General features: G+C 51.0%; 12 protein-coding genes. 7 read left to right on the forward strand and 5 right to left on the reverse strand.

Annotation, left to right across the window (positions count from 1 at the left end; genetic code table 11):
• Positions 1–90: 90 nt before the first annotated feature.
• The 5 genes from RMQ97_RS14870 to RMQ97_RS14890 form a co-directional block, all read right to left on the reverse strand.
• Positions 91–1,095, reverse strand: coding sequence for a hypothetical protein (locus RMQ97_RS14870; RefSeq protein ID WP_413661690.1), 1,005 nt, complete (start codon positions 1,093–1,095; stop codon positions 91–93).
• Between the two features lie 4 nt (positions 1,096–1,099).
• Positions 1,100–2,122, reverse strand: coding sequence for a hypothetical protein (locus RMQ97_RS14875; protein WP_413661691.1), 1,023 nt, complete (start codon positions 2,120–2,122; stop codon positions 1,100–1,102).
• A 340-nt stretch (positions 2,123–2,462) separates the two neighbouring features.
• Positions 2,463–5,183 (reverse strand): glycosyltransferase, encoded by a 2,721-nt coding sequence (locus RMQ97_RS14880; protein ID WP_413661692.1) that lies wholly within the window; start codon positions 5,181–5,183, stop codon positions 2,463–2,465.
• A gap of 17 nt (positions 5,184–5,200) precedes the next feature.
• The gene (locus RMQ97_RS14885) at positions 5,201–6,016 is read right to left on the reverse strand and encodes a hypothetical protein (protein WP_413661693.1); all 816 of its coding nucleotides are present in this window, start codon (positions 6,014–6,016) and stop codon (positions 5,201–5,203) included.
• Positions 6,017–6,924: 908 nt separating this feature from the next.
• A complete protein-coding gene (locus RMQ97_RS14890; protein WP_413661694.1) occupies positions 6,925–9,678 on the reverse strand; it encodes a glycosyltransferase in 2,754 nt (917 codons plus the stop codon).
• Positions 9,679–9,842: 164 nt separating this feature from the next.
• On the opposite strand from RMQ97_RS14890, the gene RMQ97_RS14895 reads away from it, so the two are divergent.
• The 7 genes from RMQ97_RS14895 (at position 9,843) to RMQ97_RS14925 (ending at position 16,489) form a co-directional block, all read left to right on the forward strand.
• The gene (locus RMQ97_RS14895; RefSeq protein WP_413661695.1) at positions 9,843–10,028 is read left to right on the forward strand and encodes a hypothetical protein; all 186 of its coding nucleotides are present in this window, start codon (positions 9,843–9,845) and stop codon (positions 10,026–10,028) included.
• Positions 10,029–10,175: 147 nt separating this feature from the next.
• The gene (locus tag RMQ97_RS14900; RefSeq protein WP_413661696.1) at positions 10,176–12,383 is read left to right on the forward strand and encodes a TonB-dependent siderophore receptor; all 2,208 of its coding nucleotides are present in this window, start codon (positions 10,176–10,178) and stop codon (positions 12,381–12,383) included.
• A 10-nt stretch (positions 12,384–12,393) separates the two neighbouring features.
• Positions 12,394–13,113: an ABC transporter ATP-binding protein gene (locus tag RMQ97_RS14905; RefSeq protein WP_413661697.1), complete on the forward strand. Its 720-nt coding sequence runs from the start codon at positions 12,394–12,396 to the stop codon at positions 13,111–13,113.
• Positions 13,110–14,546, forward strand: a complete 1,437-nt coding sequence (locus tag RMQ97_RS14910) for a DUF3526 domain-containing protein (protein ID WP_413661698.1) — start codon at positions 13,110–13,112, stop codon at positions 14,544–14,546. The genes RMQ97_RS14905 and RMQ97_RS14910 overlap by 4 nt, the downstream gene beginning before the upstream one ends.
• Positions 14,543–15,790: a DUF3526 domain-containing protein gene (locus RMQ97_RS14915; RefSeq protein ID WP_413661699.1), complete on the forward strand. Its 1,248-nt coding sequence runs from the start codon at positions 14,543–14,545 to the stop codon at positions 15,788–15,790. Before RMQ97_RS14910 ends, RMQ97_RS14915 begins: the two co-directional genes overlap by 4 nt.
• 65 nt (positions 15,791–15,855) lie before the next feature.
• On the forward strand, positions 15,856–15,987 hold the full coding sequence (locus RMQ97_RS14920; protein WP_413661700.1) for a hypothetical protein: 132 nt from the start codon (positions 15,856–15,858) through the stop codon (positions 15,985–15,987).
• A 10-nt stretch (positions 15,988–15,997) separates the two neighbouring features.
• Positions 15,998–16,489, forward strand: a complete 492-nt coding sequence (locus RMQ97_RS14925; RefSeq protein WP_413661701.1) for an AAA family ATPase — start codon at positions 15,998–16,000, stop codon at positions 16,487–16,489.
• Positions 16,490–16,513 lie beyond the last annotated feature (24 nt).

The raw sequence follows: 16,513 nt of genomic DNA on the forward strand, positions 1-16,513 counted from the left end.
GCATCTCAATATCGGTCGGCCCGTCCTCCTCGCGCATATGCAAGTTAAACACCCAAGTTTGCCCTTTTCGACATCCAACGTACGGCGCCGCTAAGACTTCTTCAGATTATACTCTGAGTAATCTGGTTCTCGCCTATTCCGTAAAAATGATGAGATGAACACTGCGTCGTCAGCAGACATCTCCAGTTTTCGCCCCAAAACAAAGGGCAACAACAAAAATGGAGGAGCTTTGGAGTCTTGGCTCACAACTCGCGTATATCTTTCCGCTGCCTGTGACACCACGATATCCGGGCTATTCATAACCACCAATTCTCGATGGAAAAATCTCGTTCGACAAAACAAAACGTCTCGGAAAGCTAGAGCCAATAGTCTTAGTGCGTTGAACAGATAACTATCGCCAAAAATAAGAAGTTTCTTGTCTGAAACACTTTCCTCGTTGCGGAGGCAGACTAGCCTGCCATCATTTACAGCGGTACCGCTATAATCATGGGTGATACCGTTCTCCGCAACCCGTATTGATGGAGCTAAACGCGGCCAATCTACGTCTTCCCCCTGCTGAGGATCCAGTTTGCGACCGAGGTCACCGTAGAAGATGTCGCCTAGAGGTTTGCAGATGTCCTTCATTCTGATTTCGAGTTGGTCCAACTCTTCTTTAGAGAACGATGCCTGCTTCGCAATTCGCTCAGTCGCCAGCATCATACCCGCAACAGTCCAGTGCGTATCCGTTTTGTAGTAAGATCGTCCGAACCGATTGTTTTTTAGGTCCGACTGTCCATACCAGACGACGCCACTATCGAAGTCGTCGTGATAATCCCAAAACGATTTAGCTCCTTGGATCGGAAAGCAGCGGTCCTCAACTTTATACTTTTCTGGCGCTACTATCTGCAAAAAAGGTGTGTTTCTTCTATCGCAGAACGCACTTCGTTCCTTCACGTTCCAGGCGAAATTTTTAACCGTTTCCACATCCACCGACCGAGCACCAGTAGCGTATTCGATAATGCTGTGGGCGCCTTGCGCAAGAAACAATTCCCCCTCATCACCGATAAGAACACCGTTCTCTATTTTTACATCTGCCATTTCCTCTGCTCTCTTCATCTAGTTAACTTTTTTGAGCAAATTTATATTCCCAAAGCTCCAAAAACACTTCAGCTACACTATCAATGTCGGGAAAATCGGGCTCTACGGGATATTTAGAGAAATCATCGTCGAATAAACTTTCGCGGCGAGGGAACCAATTCGCCCGGATGTACTCGTTCGAACTCGCAAACTGCCTCATAAAATGCTCGGCCTCCGCACGGCTTGGAACAATTCCTGACCCAGGGTACCGTTCTTCAAGCATTTCTCTAACACCACTTCGTAGAGGGTTATTTTTTCCGTCTACAAAACGCGGAAATCTCTCATTAAACCTTCTGAGAAATTCACATGCGGCTGGCGTCAATGAAGGATTGGTACGAGTATCCACCGAGATGTCGATCTCATCCGGCAGTCCTGCCGCAAACTTAAAGTCTACGAAAATATCTCCACCCGTGAGATGTAGAGGGTCAAAGATCCTTACATCAACATTTTCAATCCCAACCCATTTTGACCACAGCTTGAGTTTCTTCCCGTAGAAGATGTAAGCGTTAGAGTCTTTCGGGTAATCTAAGAGAATTCTTTGGCGGGTACCGCCGGTCTTCAAATAGGTGGTGTAATTACTGACCGCATTTAGGTCTTGGCGTCTAATGTAGCAAATAACCTTCGTTATATCACCAATGGGGTCAAGCAACTCTTTAAGTCGAGAAAACTCTGCATCACTGCTTAAACCGGCCAAACCTTCGTTAGACAACAAAACCGTATTACAATTTTTTCCGTCTTCAGAAACCTCAGCGAGCAAACGCTCTCTGATATCTTCCTTAAACGCATTCAGATCCTCGTCTGAAAATATTCCCAACACGGTGTGCGTGCTGTGCTTGTCACCATACTTCGCCGCATAGGCCTCTAACGCAAAATGATTGCGCTCACCGATCACCTGCGGGTAAAAGAAGCCGCTCTCAGCTAAAGACAATCTACTCCCAGCAAGGCCCGCCTGAATGCTAGTGGTACCCGTCTTGGGAAAACCAATATGGAGCACAATAGATTTCATAGTTGATGAACCTTCCTTTGGAGCACTTTACTTGGACACAAAATTCTTGAAAAGCAAGATCCGTTGAGGGGGCGCTCGCCCAATCATCTGTTTCACAGACATACGATTGGGCTCGAGTACCATACTCCATCCAAGAGCCTACATTACCCACAAATCGACGTCATTTCGCAGGTGTTGGTCAACAAAAAACACCCTACGGCTTGACGTTTCACCCATTGGCCAACAACGACACACAAGATAACACCATCCGCTATTTACAACGAATAAGCAGGGATGCAGCCGACCTATTTTCTGTGGAAACTCCCGAAAGGTGATCACACGTCGAAACAAATCTCTCAGGTCAAATCTTGGAGTAAAATAGCTTCGTCTCTAAGAAGTTGAATAGATTTGAATAAACAACTTCAGTAGACATGTAACTATTCACATAATTACGCGCACGGGTTCTTTGCGCATTAATATTTCGGCTGGAACTGAGAACACTAATGCAAGCTTCGGCGTAAGCATCGTAATCAGCAGTTATGACTGCCCCTTCATCAACTGCGCGCTCCAAACCTCGCGCACCCTCTATGGTTGACACGATAGCCTGTCCGTATCCCAATGCCTCTACCATCTTAATGGCTAAGCCGGTCCCAAACGGAGTTGGATTCACTATCAAAGCCGCGGACCGATACATTTCGGCCAAGTCTTCAACCACTCCGCAGAACGTCACGCCATCAAGTTCTATTCCCGCAAACTCATCACATACCGATCCGACCACATTAAACTTGATGCTGTCTCCATACTCTTTTCGAAGAGTCGGCCAGTCCTTCTCTAAAAAATGCCTTACACCATAAACATTGGGTTCGTAGCGATTTCCGACAAACAGAAGGCTCATATCCTTTCTGTTCACTTTTGGAAGGACGGTCTGCTGATTAATCGCAACACCAGCAGTCACAACATTTCTAGCTCCGACCATGTCCTTCAATTGGTCAGCCTCATGTTCGGTGATTGCGATGCATGCATCAGCGCGCGCCAAGTAACCCCTTTCAGTATCCTTACTGACTTTAAATTTATCCAAGGAAGGTACTGCGGATTTTCCAAACTTCTCATAAGCGGAGGCAAACACATCGTAACGCGAATGCTGAACATCATGGGTGTCAAGTAGGCCATAAGCGCCGGCCGGCAGAACATCGTGAATTTCGCAACTCCAGGCGAATTGCGTTACGACCAGATCTGGCTTCAATTCATGCAAGAGCGCGGCGCAGCTAAAGTTAAAATGGCTATCAACTCTTTTATATAGTTCAGAACCGTCGTTCTGAATCAAACGACCCTCTTTTGCGGATTTCGTGACTTTATCTCGCAGGCGGCCATCAACGCCCTGCCCGCCTGAGGATCGCTCGACCAGCCTATCGCGCAAATTAAACAACATCGGCGATTTTAGTTTTTTCGGAACAGTCAAATGAATGTCGATAGTTTTGTAAAACCCATCGAAAAAGGAGGCATTACCCAGGTAATCCCATGGCGCCGTTCGATCTATTAAAGCGACCATATAGCCATTGCTCTTGAGCGCCGACATCATCTGAATGATCCGAGTTGAGGCTCCGCCTTTTTTGTATATCTCTCCTTGATATACAAAAACCGCCAACGGCTCATCTACTGATGAATAGTAACCCACCTCTTCCACAAGGTTTTTCACTACATCTTCTTGCTTAGGAGATTCAATCAGCTCATCTGCACTAACGATCATAGGCTGGAAGTCAGAACTAATCTCGATGAAGTCATCGTTGCCGGCTTGAGCGAACACAGAAACCTTATCACTCGACTTAAGCTCGAAGTTAATCTCCTCCATAACGAACCAAGAACAAGCAGGTTCAGCATCACTGGTCTGAGGAGTGATTACATCAAATGTCCTGCCTATTTTCTTCCCGTTAATCTCAATATACGCTCTCGACGGCGCATGCCCGACTGCCGTCACAAACTTCCCGATAACAAACGACCGACGTTTATCAAACGTCAGCGAGGTGCATTTGGACACTTCCAGCTGGACGTCTTTAGGAGACATCGCACCCCAAAAAACTCGACGCTTCTTTGAGAACAGCGACACGTCAATGTCTAAATTCTTAGAACGCGTTAGCTCCCAGCTTGGAACATCAAACGCACTATCAATACTTTCAGCAATTCGGAACTTATAAACTGGCAAGCCCCGCAAACCCTGAGATTTGCCAAGCCCATCATCACGAACAACGTCGACCAACCCATGAACCGCATGATCATTTAGCTTCAATTCGAGATGTGAGATCGGGTCATGCGAACGGTACCAACCTTCAATTTCGAATTGGCCCTTAACCGCATTAACGTGCACCCGTTGAACTTCAACCATGGGTTCGTTGATAACAATGTTATCAGCAGAAAGCTGCCAAATCTGTTCGCTGCCATCAATGCCTTCCGAAAGCAGAGACATCTGCGAAAGCGCCCCCTCACCCACGAAGTTCACGAATAGGCTGAAGCCGCCGTACCGATTCACAACCCCACCTGTCTTCAACGATACGTTCTCGGACGGAAGGAAGGCATTATCGATTTGAACCCTTCGGCCGTTGGCCAACAGCAGCACGAAACCACGTGAGGGTTTCTCAGGATAAACTTCGCCCTCAATGCGCAAAAACTTGCCTTGGGTATCGTACGAGAACCTTGTCAATATCAAACTTTGATCACTGCCGCCAGCACCATTTGCAGCATAGTTTCGCACATCTAAAGTATCAACATACCTCAAAATTTTTAATTCTTTATCATCTTTAAGTATAAATTGAATATTAAGCTCTTCTTCAAGCAAAGACTCATTTTCAAATTCGACTTCTACTTCAATGCCTGACTTGGCATCCTCAACCAAGCCATACTGCCTATTCACATCCGGCCTAATGGCATTCGTCTCTGAAGATGACCACACCTGAACGACACCAACATACACCAAAATCTCGCGCACGAGTTCTGGGACTGTAACCCAAGCCCGAAAAGACAATGTTTTAGCCAACTTGTTGTATTTGGCTTCGCTTAATCCGGCCTTGGCCGCCACTGATTCACTCATTCATCCCCCCCACAAACTTAAAGAGTTACCCTAGGAATGCGATCCGATATCAGCTCGCTGTTAGTAACTGCCTCTAAACCTATTCCTTTACCTTGAAACCAATCGAAAAACGGCCCACTTGCCCCAGCACAAACCTCTACTTCTTCAGGAATTATTCGAGGTTTATTGTAAAGCACGCCTGCCGAATGCAGAAAACTATTCCGGCTTCTCTTGTCTGGAATATGCCGAGCTTTGGCCAATGAGCGCGTGCGATGAGCGCTTGGTACATCGTAGAAGTGGGGCATTACAGATGAGCTTTTGGCACCAACATCCCAGCCTATAGTCGTAATTTGAGAAACACCGAGGTGCACCGCCAAGTAAAAACCGACCTCATAAAGAACTCCCGGACCCCAAGGTCGTTCGATTTGTTTTTCAAATAAATATCTGTCGAAATCCAACGAACGCGCCAGCTGCTCTGAGGGATCGCTTACAACCGGAACTTGAAACTCTAGATCATGCTCACCATACACCGGGGGGTCGCTTGGCCCGTGCTCGTAAATCACGACTGGACGCCCGAGGGAAAAATCGTACTTTTGATAGTTCCAAGTATTCAATATCAAAAAGTCAGTATATTCAGGCAAATATTCATAGGCCTGCTTAACGGAAATCACGATTTTGTCTTGCGCGAACTTCCTCAACTTTTCTTTTTCGACAGTCGTCAGAGAAGGTCCGCACGCTAAAACAAGACAATGCTGACCCTTAGCGGTGTCCTTCATTGCATCGACCTTCTCGCGCAACGTAGTGACTTTGGTCAAACTTTCGAGAATAGAAGATCGGTATTCTGCATCGAACATTCTTACTGGTCCCCTTATACTACAAATCTTTGAATAAGCGTTTTTTCCAAGTTAAGCAAACCTAGAAACAGAAAGACTGGCCTTCCGGCGGCATAACAATTAGGGGCCGCAAATTCGGTTGTGGCCTGACCCATTTGATTGTTCCAACGCTCGAGTTTGATCTGGAGGTTTTGCGGCGATCATGCCGCTACACCCTTAACGTATGGCGGCAAACTGCCCGTGAGCAAGTATGTTTTGGGTGCTGATATACTATCGATGAGTGCGAGCCAAGCGTGTTATAGAATCGTCGCCATCCCTCGATCAAAGTCGCGACCTCCTTCAGGTGACAGAGGATTACCCGGTCCAAAAACTCGCGGCTGAACGTCGACTTAAAGCGCTTTCAACTTCCATCGTTGAGTCACAAAAACCGGCACCTTGCTCACTCCTGTGGCACCTTCAGGCTCCCTTACAGGTCGATGTAGAGGCCACCTCATACGCTACGACAGAGTGAAAGCACTCGCTCCGTCCCTCGAGGTGCACGGGAGGCCAGGCCAATAGACCCACATTGAAGCTGGCTTACACCGACCTCACGTGAAGTCGAATTGCCCCCGCTTCGCACTTTTCTAAGGTCGTTCCTGTTTGGGCCATCTTTCACCATCCGGGCGGAGCCAGAGCTGACTCAAAACCCAGACAACGCCTTCAGCTGCACACCAACACCTGGAGATGCGCACCTTAGAGCAATCCGATACTTCCTGCGTAGAACGCCCGACAGAAAACACCGCATTTTGGGGCAGACCAAACATCAAAATCTAATCACGCTTTACTCAGGTAAAGCCACTTTATTCATATATCTAAAATCAAGTTAAGACCACGGCGATACCAGGAAAGTACTGATCGAATTCATGTAACAATAAAATCAAATATTTTATTCAGCCCTGACCCTTGTCACGCTTTACCATCGGTGCCAACAACTCACTCAGCGGAGAAAATGTTCTGTCAATTCCAATACAATTTTGAGCATATTGTAGCGCCCGCTGACCTAACCCAATCAACGAACTGTCATCAGACAATAGTTGTGAGATTTGAGCAGACATTGAATCCCAATCCGCAATAATAGCGGCACCGGAGGATTGGATGCCCGGGAAACCGCGCGCCACAAAATCAGTGCATACAACCGGCTTACCAAACCCAAGCGCTTCACCCGTTTTGACACTCCCACCGGATCCAAACCGAACCGGATTAACAATAATTGCGGCATTGTGATACTCGTTTGCCAAATCGTCTACAAAACCTCGTAGGAAAATATTTTTACCCGAGGAAAACTGTAGAGGCACCGCCAATCCGTTACAAACGCTACCAACGACGTGTAACTCGGCGTCGGGGTGGGAACTTAGTATTGCAGGAAACACATCGGTTATAAACTCAGTCATCGCATGGATATTTGGTAGGTAATTATTACCAACAAACAGCAATCTCTTGTTTTTATCAGATCTGACTCGACACTCAACTAACGGAGCAGCACAACCGATTTTGATACTAGGCTTGTTAGGAACCAGCCTTTTCAAGGCCTGGGAATCATTTTCTGAGATGGCAATAATGCAATCAGCACCATTCAATGATTCTACTTCTTCATTTTCGGTTTGATAGTATTCGTCGATTACCTCGCCAATCGGCGCTCCAACAAATTTATGTCGTGCATAGACAAATGTAGCATAACGCGCACTCTGAAGGTCATGTAAATCAAGCACCCGGTACAGACCATCAGGAAGCATATGAAAATGAGAGGTCGTCCATGCGAATGATGAGATGTAGGCGACCGGGTTTACTAAGTTGGCGATTAATGCCGAGAAACAGTTGAAAATCGGATCCGTACGACGCTTAATTAAACATCTCGCACTTCCGTCTTTACCCGTTGAGATGGCACTAGATAGCTCGTCTGCAAGATTGCTGTAAGTGGCGTCAGGCAGGCCCCTCAATTCAGTGACGATTGAAGATGTGGTTTCTTTGGCCAGACTCGGATGCAGAGGAATGTGGAAGTCGACCAATTGGCCGATTTTGGCATAAAGCGCAGGCCTTTGCGCAATGTCCCAAGGCTCAGACCTATCGATCAAGACGATATTGTGCCCCATCGATGCGAGGTGCTCCAGCATATGTAATTGCCGTGTGTTTCCGCCGCCAGATCCAGCCGTGACGCTTCCCGGGAACACAATCAGAAGCGGCCTATGGACGACAGATTGGACAAAATTTATCTGATCTAAACTACGCTGTATTTCTAGCTGCCTAGAAGAAACCACTTCACGACCCTCCAATACGGTCATGGCAGTAGTTATTGTGGTATTTTTTCGCTTATGCTCGTCGGAATCTTCCACTTCGAAATGAAGCAGCACTGTAAGCTCACTGACAGTGAGATTGGCACTTTTGATTGGAAATTCAACAATCCAGTTAAATACCCTAGAATTCTCTTTAAGACATATATCGTTTAGGACATTTACACTAATCAAAGAAGACTCTTTGGGTCCAATTCCGTGCAACTCAACAGTTTTTGGGGCCTGCTCTAATGAGTAACCTGAAATGATCAAGTTTTCTTTATCACGTTCGTAAATACAGACATGGATGAGATCCGACTTTATACACGTTCCAGAAACTTTAACCTTAGCGGAAGTTAGAAGACGGTCCCTGGAAAGCAATTTGACATTCAAATATTGCCCTTCGATACTCTCATCAAAATTTTCTTCGAAGATGTCTTGAACCCTCATATTTACTTTCCAACGGTGAGGGCAAGGACCACAACGACCGAACTCGTTGTAAAGTGATAAATCCTTTTCTATAATTGGCGTGCAGTGAATTTTTTGATTTCGCAAATTAAGCTCAAGATGCGTAAACGCTTCATAGGCACGAAACCATCCTGTGACTGAGAATTCATCTTTCAGTAAGTCAAACTCTAAACTACCAATTTCTAGAACGTTGCTTGAACTAACCTTTGTATCCGCCAGACTGACCTGATATTTTTTACCGTCAACTTTGGTAAAATCGAACGATAGTTCATCAAGTTCCGCACTCGAAACATCGTGCAGAACTGTGTAGAAATAGTCGTAAGTCCCTTTTGTTGATCCAGGCCGTCTTCGAAAGCATTCCTCGACGGGAAAATTACGAGATTTAGTCGATATCGAAATTGACCGACAATGAAAGTCTGGGAGAAATCGCCCTAATATCCATAGAGCTTTTGATTTTGGATCATACTCGTATTCTTCAATAGAGAATTTGGCAAAATTTTGAATGTTCGCCGACAGTCTCGAACGCATAGCTCCATTATAATCATTTAGGTCGATTGTTACTTTCTTAGTTTGCGCGAGATCTAAGTGGAGTTTAAAATTGAACCCACACCGCAAAGTGCCCTCGGTTGCTTCTTTCTGTAAAACGTCATTCCGATCTTCGTTGAATTCATAAAAAGTTGTTTCATTTTCGCCGTCAATCGAGACTTTCAAGCTGTCCACTTCACTCGGATTCGGATACCATCCTCTCAAGAGCAATACGATTGACTGCTCGTTAAAGTCTTCCAAAGCGATGGCCCAAGATATCGCGCCCTCAGTAGACGGCGTTGCAGGAGATTTATTGCTACTCTGAAGATCATTATTAGAATGAGTCACCTGTCTTACCCCTGCAGCTATATTATAGCTTTCCACTTAACCTTGGCGGAAAAAGTTTTCAACTAGTATACCCCTGAATATGTGGTCCTGGTTTCGATCTAGCTCTAACTCCAACTGAGGCGCTAAATTGTGGCCCCAACGCGATATAAGGCTGGAACAATCATAGCACATTTGCATGAGAGCGAAGCTCGCCGCTACGAATGAGAGATGACTGGCTTTGCCTGCCGCCAGATCGGTATCGCAGTGCCAACCCACTATCGCTGAAACGGGTAGAAGATTTACGTCCTGAGGGCGTCATTTTTCATGCACGTGAAACAAGCATGGTGATGGAATTGTTTTGGCGGAAGTTCGGCGCGCAAAATGAATCGTCGCTGATGACTGGCTGACGAAATCGCAATATTATACCACCGGAATTCGCACAACACACAACCGCAACCCAGGCTGCTCTGACGCTAAGTATGACGCGCTTGCATGTCGTAATAAGATAACATATCGCTACACATCCTGTTGAGTATTCTGAGGGGAATAGGGTGATGAGCCTTCCACGAACACCACGCACGCTGAGCACCGTGATCGCAACGGCACTTGCGTCAACGAGCGCCTTGACCGTGTTCACCATGCCGGCACTCGCCCAGTCCAGCGATCCTGAACGGATTGAGGACACGATCTTTGTCCGCGGTGACCGCCAGGCTTACCGAGGCAATATCGAGGCGCTGGAAGTACCGGCTGCCGATCTGTCGCTTGACGCCGATCTCCTGGCTGATGCAGGCGCACTCAATCTCAGTGACGCCCTTGACCTGTCAGCCTCAGCCGCCCGTCAGAACAATTTTGGCGGCCTCTGGAATGCCTTTTCAGTGCGCGGTTTTGCCGGCGACATCAACCTGCCGAGTGGTTTTCTCGTCAACGGTTTCAATGCCGGGCGTGGATTTGGCGGACCGCGCGATCTTGTCGGGATTGAATCCGTCGACATTCTGAAAGGACCGCGCTCGGCGCTGTTCGGTCGGGGTGAACCGGGCGGTACGGTCAATCTGGTCACGAAACGTCCTGATTTCGAAACCGGGGGATACGTCCAGGGCACGATTGGCAGCTGGGACCAGTACCGGTTTGAGGGCGATGCCCAGACCGTATTGGGCACAGATGAAGCCCTCGGGATCCGACTGGTCGGATTCTTCGAGGATGCCGCCAGCTTCCGGGGCCCGGTCGAAACACAAAAATACGGCTTCTACCCCTCAGTGACGTGGAATGTGTCCGATGACACGAACATCACTTACGAACTGGAATATACGAGCCAGGAATTGCCGTTTGACCGCGGCGTTGTCTATTCGGACACGTTCGGCTTCTCGCCGCGCGATGTCTTTGTGGGCGAGAATGTTCCGATCGAGACCGAGGTTGTGGGACACCAGATCGAAGCCCAGCACAATTTCAACGACAATTGGAGTTTTCTGGGTGGCTTCGGATACCGCGAGACCAGCTTGGAAGGGGATGCGTTTGAACCACAATTTGGTTCCCGCCAGACCTATTTCCGGGACGGACAGACGATCTCGCGTTTCTTCCGGTCCCGCGATTTTGAATCCGATTACCTGGTCCTTCGCGGCGAGCTCGCTGGTGAATTCCACACTGGCAGCCTGCGTCACCGCCTGATCGTGGGGGCCGATTATGATGAGTTTGACAACACGCTCGTCATCGATCGCTATCGCAGCCGCTTTTCCGGCGACCTGGCCAATCTGACGCCTGGCGATATCGCGACCCATCTCCTGCTGGATATCGATAATCCGGTCTACGGGGCCAATCTGAGCCCGGCCACGTCGGCCAACACCAATCGCAATGAAGTGCTGACCGGTTATGGTGTCTATGTTCAGGATCAAATCGACCTGACAGAACGTCTCCAGGTTCGTATTGGCGTTCGATTCGACGATTTCGAGCAGGATCTGACGAATTTCCTCGCCTCGCCGGCATCCACTATCACAAGCTCCGATGATCGTGTCTCGCCTCAGTTCGGTGTGCTTTATCAGGTGAATGACGGCTTGAGCCTCTATGCCTCGTACGGCGAAGGATATCGTCAGCAAACGGGCCAGGATTTCCAGGGCAATCAATTCGAGCCCAACATCACGGAATCCGCGGAGATCGGGTTCAAGGTCGATGTCGGGGCCTTCTCAGAAACGATCGACGGCTTCATCAGCGCAACCCTATTCCAGGTTGAACAGAGCAATTTCCTCGTCAATGACGACCGGCCGGAAGCCACCGCAGTCGGTTTCTTTTCCATCCCCGCCGGTGAGGCGGAAAGCACGGGCATCGAGCTCGACGCCAGCCTCGACTTCAACAACGGCTTCGCCCTTTGGGTGTCCTATGCCTATACCGACGCCGAGTTTTCAAACAGCTTCGCAGACGTTGACGGGTTCGGTTTCACGATTGATGCCGGTGACCCGATGATCAACTCGCCGGAGCATCAGCTGAGCGTCCAGGCGAGCCAGAGCTTCGCCCTCGCCAGCATGCCGGTCGAACTGGGCGGTGGCCTGCTGTTTGTCGGCGAGCGCAATGGCTGGGTTGGTTCCGACTTCACCCTGCCTGATTACACGACCGTGCGGATTTTTGGCGAGGTTGAACCGGTTGACGGGATCAAGGTGCGTCTGGATATCGATAACCTCTTCGACGAAACCTTCTACACAAACTCCTTCGCGGATGTCTGGGTTGAACCCGGTGCCCCGCGACGGTTCCGTTTGACGGCCTCATACGCGTTCTAAGGGGGACAAAATGGAAGCCGCGCTCGCCGCCCATGCGGTCACGATCTCACGTTCGGGACAAACTGTTCTCAAAGACGTGTCGTTTGAAGTCGCCACCGGTGATGTTTACGCCTTGCTCGGTGGTAATGGCGCAGGGAAGTCGACAACACTTCTGACTTTCCTCGGCTTCCTGTCCCCTGATGGCGGGACGGTGGAGGTTCTGGGTCTGGATGTCGGGGAACACCTCAAGGACATTCGCCCCAGGATCGCATATCTTCCAGAGGCGGCAACGCTCTACGCCCACCTCAATGCCTATGAAAACCTCAACTACTTCCTGTCCCTGGTGAATGTGAAAGCGGATGAGCGCGCGCTTGATTCCGCTCTAGACCGCGTCTCCCTGAAACCGGGCGCCCGGCGCAATCGCCTCGACACCTATTCCAAGGGGATGCGCCAGAAAGTGGCCATCGCCCTGGCTCTGCTTCGCGACACGCCGGTCTTGCTGCTGGATGAACCCACTTCCGGTCTGGATCCTGTGGCGATCGACGAATTCAACGCCCTGGTCCGGTCTCTGGCGGCGGAGCAACGCACCGTCCTGATGGTGACACACGATGTCTACGGCGCCTGCCAGGTCGCTGACCGGATCGGTCTTTTGCGGGAGGGCGAGCTCGTCGGCACGTTCGATCGCCCCGAAGGAGGCCAGATCGATACAGAGCAGGTTCACGCCGCCTTTGCCGGACGCGCAACCTCATGACCGTGATACTGGCAATCGCCCGGCAGGAATGGCGTCTTTGGCTCCGGTCGCGTGTTGCAATCCTGGCCATGGCCCTCGTGAGCCTGATCATTGCGGCGACCAGCTTGTTAAACGCCCACCGCATGGCTGACGAGCGCGAGCATCGCATCCATCAACAGGCCGTCGCAGAACAGACGTTTCTCGAACAACCCGACCGCCATCCGCACCGCATGGTGCACTACGGACACTATGTTTTCCGCGCGCCACCCCCGCTTTCTCTGGTCGATCCCGGCGTCGATTCCGTCACGGGGCAATCGATTTTCCTGGAAGGGCATCGACAAAACACGCCGATGTTTGCCGATGTGCGTGCCAGTGCCAACCTGGGCAGTTTCCAGTCGATTTCACCCGCTTTTGTCTATCAGCTTCTTGTGCCCTTGCTGCTGATCTCGCTTGGCCATGGCGTGTTTGTGCGTGAACGGGAGTCGAAAACCCTGGCTCCGCTTCTTGCCCAGGGCGTGTCCGGCTCATCGCTCTTCATGGGCAAATTCCTGGCCCTCGCCTCGCTGTCAGGGACTTTGCTGATCCCGCTTGTAATCCTGACGGTCATCGCAATAGCCATCGGTGATCACGCTCTGATGGGTGTCGGGCTGACCCTGGGCTATGCAATGTATCTGCTGGTCTGGTGCGCACTCATCTGCGTGATATCGGCAATTGCCCCCAATCGAGGCCTGGCCCTCGGGGTTCTGGTCTTCATCTGGCTAGCCTGGGCGCTCATCCTGCCGCGCCTTGCAATTGCGTCCGCGGGCGCAATGCACTCAGTCCCGAGCAAGCTGGAAACCGATTTCCAGATGTATGCCGATATTCGCGAACTCGGAGATGGCCATAACGCCTCCGATCCAGCCTTCACACAGCTGAGAGCAAATCTTCTCGCCCAGTATGATGTGGAGCGCGTGGAAGACCTGCCCATCAATTTTCGCGGTGTCGTCGCTCAGACGTCGGAAGCCGATTTGACCACGTTGATGAATGAATATGCTGATCGGCGCATGACCAAAGAGCGCTCCCAGTCTTCGCACAGCAACCGGTTTGGGTGGGTCTCGCCGGTCATCGCGATTTCGACCGCATCGCGTCATTTGTCCGGAACGGATCTGGCCACCCATCACCGTTTTCTTCGTGAAGCGGAAGACGTGCGTTTCGATTTCGTCCAGGGTCTGAACCAAAGCCACATAGATACGCTGTCCTATACAGACGATATCAATCGAAACCGGAATGCCGAAGCAGCTCGTCGAGCCCGAATCTCCGCTGAAAACTGGGAGGTATTGGATCGCTTCGAGTTCACACCGGATCCGTCAGACGCGCGGGCCCAGCGTGCATTGTCTCCGCTGACCCAGCTCGCTCTATGGCTCATCATACTCGTGGGCCTCGGACATTTGGTTTGCGCGAGGGTTAAGCCATGACCGCTGTTATCCGAGAAATCTGGTTCCTCTCCCGTGATCGTGCCGCGCTGGTTTGGCTGCTTATTGCGGTGATCGCGGCAGGCTGTTCCGTGACCTTCGGCCTCGGCGAGATCGCCTCCCAGCGCGCAACCATCGAGCGTCTTGAAACTGCCGACCAGGCCGAACAAACCTATATGGCACAAGCCCACCGGGACTGGGGCAGCGCCGGGTATTATACCTTCCACCTTACCTATGATCCGCCCTCAGACTTTGCGTTTGCAGCCCTTGGACAGCGCGACGCCTCTCCGTGGAAACATCGCATCAGAATGCTGGCCCTGGAAGGTCAGATCTACGAGACAGATGCGGCAAACCCGGACTTCGCACTGACGGGCCGCTTCGACTACGCCTTTGTTGTTGCGATTCTTTCTCCGCTCTTCCTGATCCTGCTCTTGCACGATCTGAAAGCGCGGGAGCGCGCGGCGGGCCGATTCGAACTTCTTGAGGCTTCCGGGTCCGGCCTCTGGCGAGTACGCGCTGGTCTGCGGGTTGGCACGCTTGGCATGGCGCTCGTGCTCCCGCTTCTGATGGCCGGAATCATAAGTGGCAGTCGCGCCGGACCTCTGCTTTTCGGGAGTGCCGCCGTTCTGATTCACTTGCTGTTCTGGTGGGGCGTCATCGCCTGGATCAACCAGCGTGGCTGGACCGCCACCGTCAATCTCACAACGCTTTTTGGCGCCTGGTTAGTACTCGCGGTTCTGGCCCCGGCCGGGATCAAGCTCGCTGTCGACACGGCGATCACCGTGCCGGATGGCGGTGATATCATTTTGACCCAGCGAGAAGCCGTCAATGATGCCTGGGATCTACCGGTCTCAGCCACAATGGAACCCTTTCTGGAGCGTCACCCGGACTGGGCCGACTATGCGACCATCGAAGGCGCATTTGAATGGAAATGGTATTATGCCTTCCAACAGGTGGGCGATCAGACCGCCGAGGATCTCTCGCTGGCCTATCGGGCCGGGCGGGACCGTCGCGATCGCGTGTCATCGATCCTGTCCTGGCTGACCCCACCGGCCAAGCTGGAACGGGTTTTCCAATCCCTTGCAAACACCGATGTGGAAGCCACGCGTGAGTATGAAGACCGTGTACGAGCCTTCCATGCCGACTTGCGGGCGTATTATTATCCAAACCTGTTCATGGACCTGCCCTTCACCGACGAAACCCTCTCCGAACGGCCGGGATATTCCGCAACGCCTCAGACGGAGTGAACTCGTCCCGAGCCGTTGAGTGGATGATAGAAATCGGGTCCGGCAGATCGCTATCCGTTGCGATTATGATCGCGTGGGCCGACGATGAAGCGCTGATCCAGGAGCTTCATCGGGCCAGCCTTGAGGGCGTGGACACCGTTATCGCCGAGGCGACACGGACCCAGGTCGAGTTCGGCACGGAAGAAAACAATGCATGAGGAGACCAGATTGAACACGGGACACCTGCATCTGTTGTGCGGCTTGATGGGGTCGGGAAAATCCACCCTGGCCCGTCAGCTTGTGGACACCCACAAGGCAGTCCTGATCGAGGAAGATGTCTGGGCGGCCACATTATGGCCGGGTGAACTGGTTGATCTGGGCTCCTATCGCGACCGGTCTACCCGCCTTCGGGGCGTGTTATGGCCCCATGTTCGCACTCTTGTGGAGAGCGGCCTCACAGTGGTTCTGGACTTCGCCGCCAATACACGCGGACAAAGACGGAGCCTGGCGAAGCTGATCAGCGAGGGCCATTTCGGCCACACACTGCATGTGCTGGAAACCCCCAAATCGGTCTGCAAGTCGCGTTTGATCGCGCGCAATGCGCACGGCGAACACCCCTATCAGACCGACATGGATACATTCGAACTCTTCGCCCGCTATTACGAACCCCCGTCCGATGATGAGGGGTTCATCCTCCACCCCATCCCCTACCGGGCCTAGTCCATTGCCCCGGCGCCCGTTACG

The sequence above is a fragment of the Maricaulis sp. D1M11 genome, assembly GCF_047308265.1.
In the GTDB taxonomy this organism is placed as follows: Bacteria; Pseudomonadota; Alphaproteobacteria; order Caulobacterales; family Maricaulaceae; genus Maricaulis.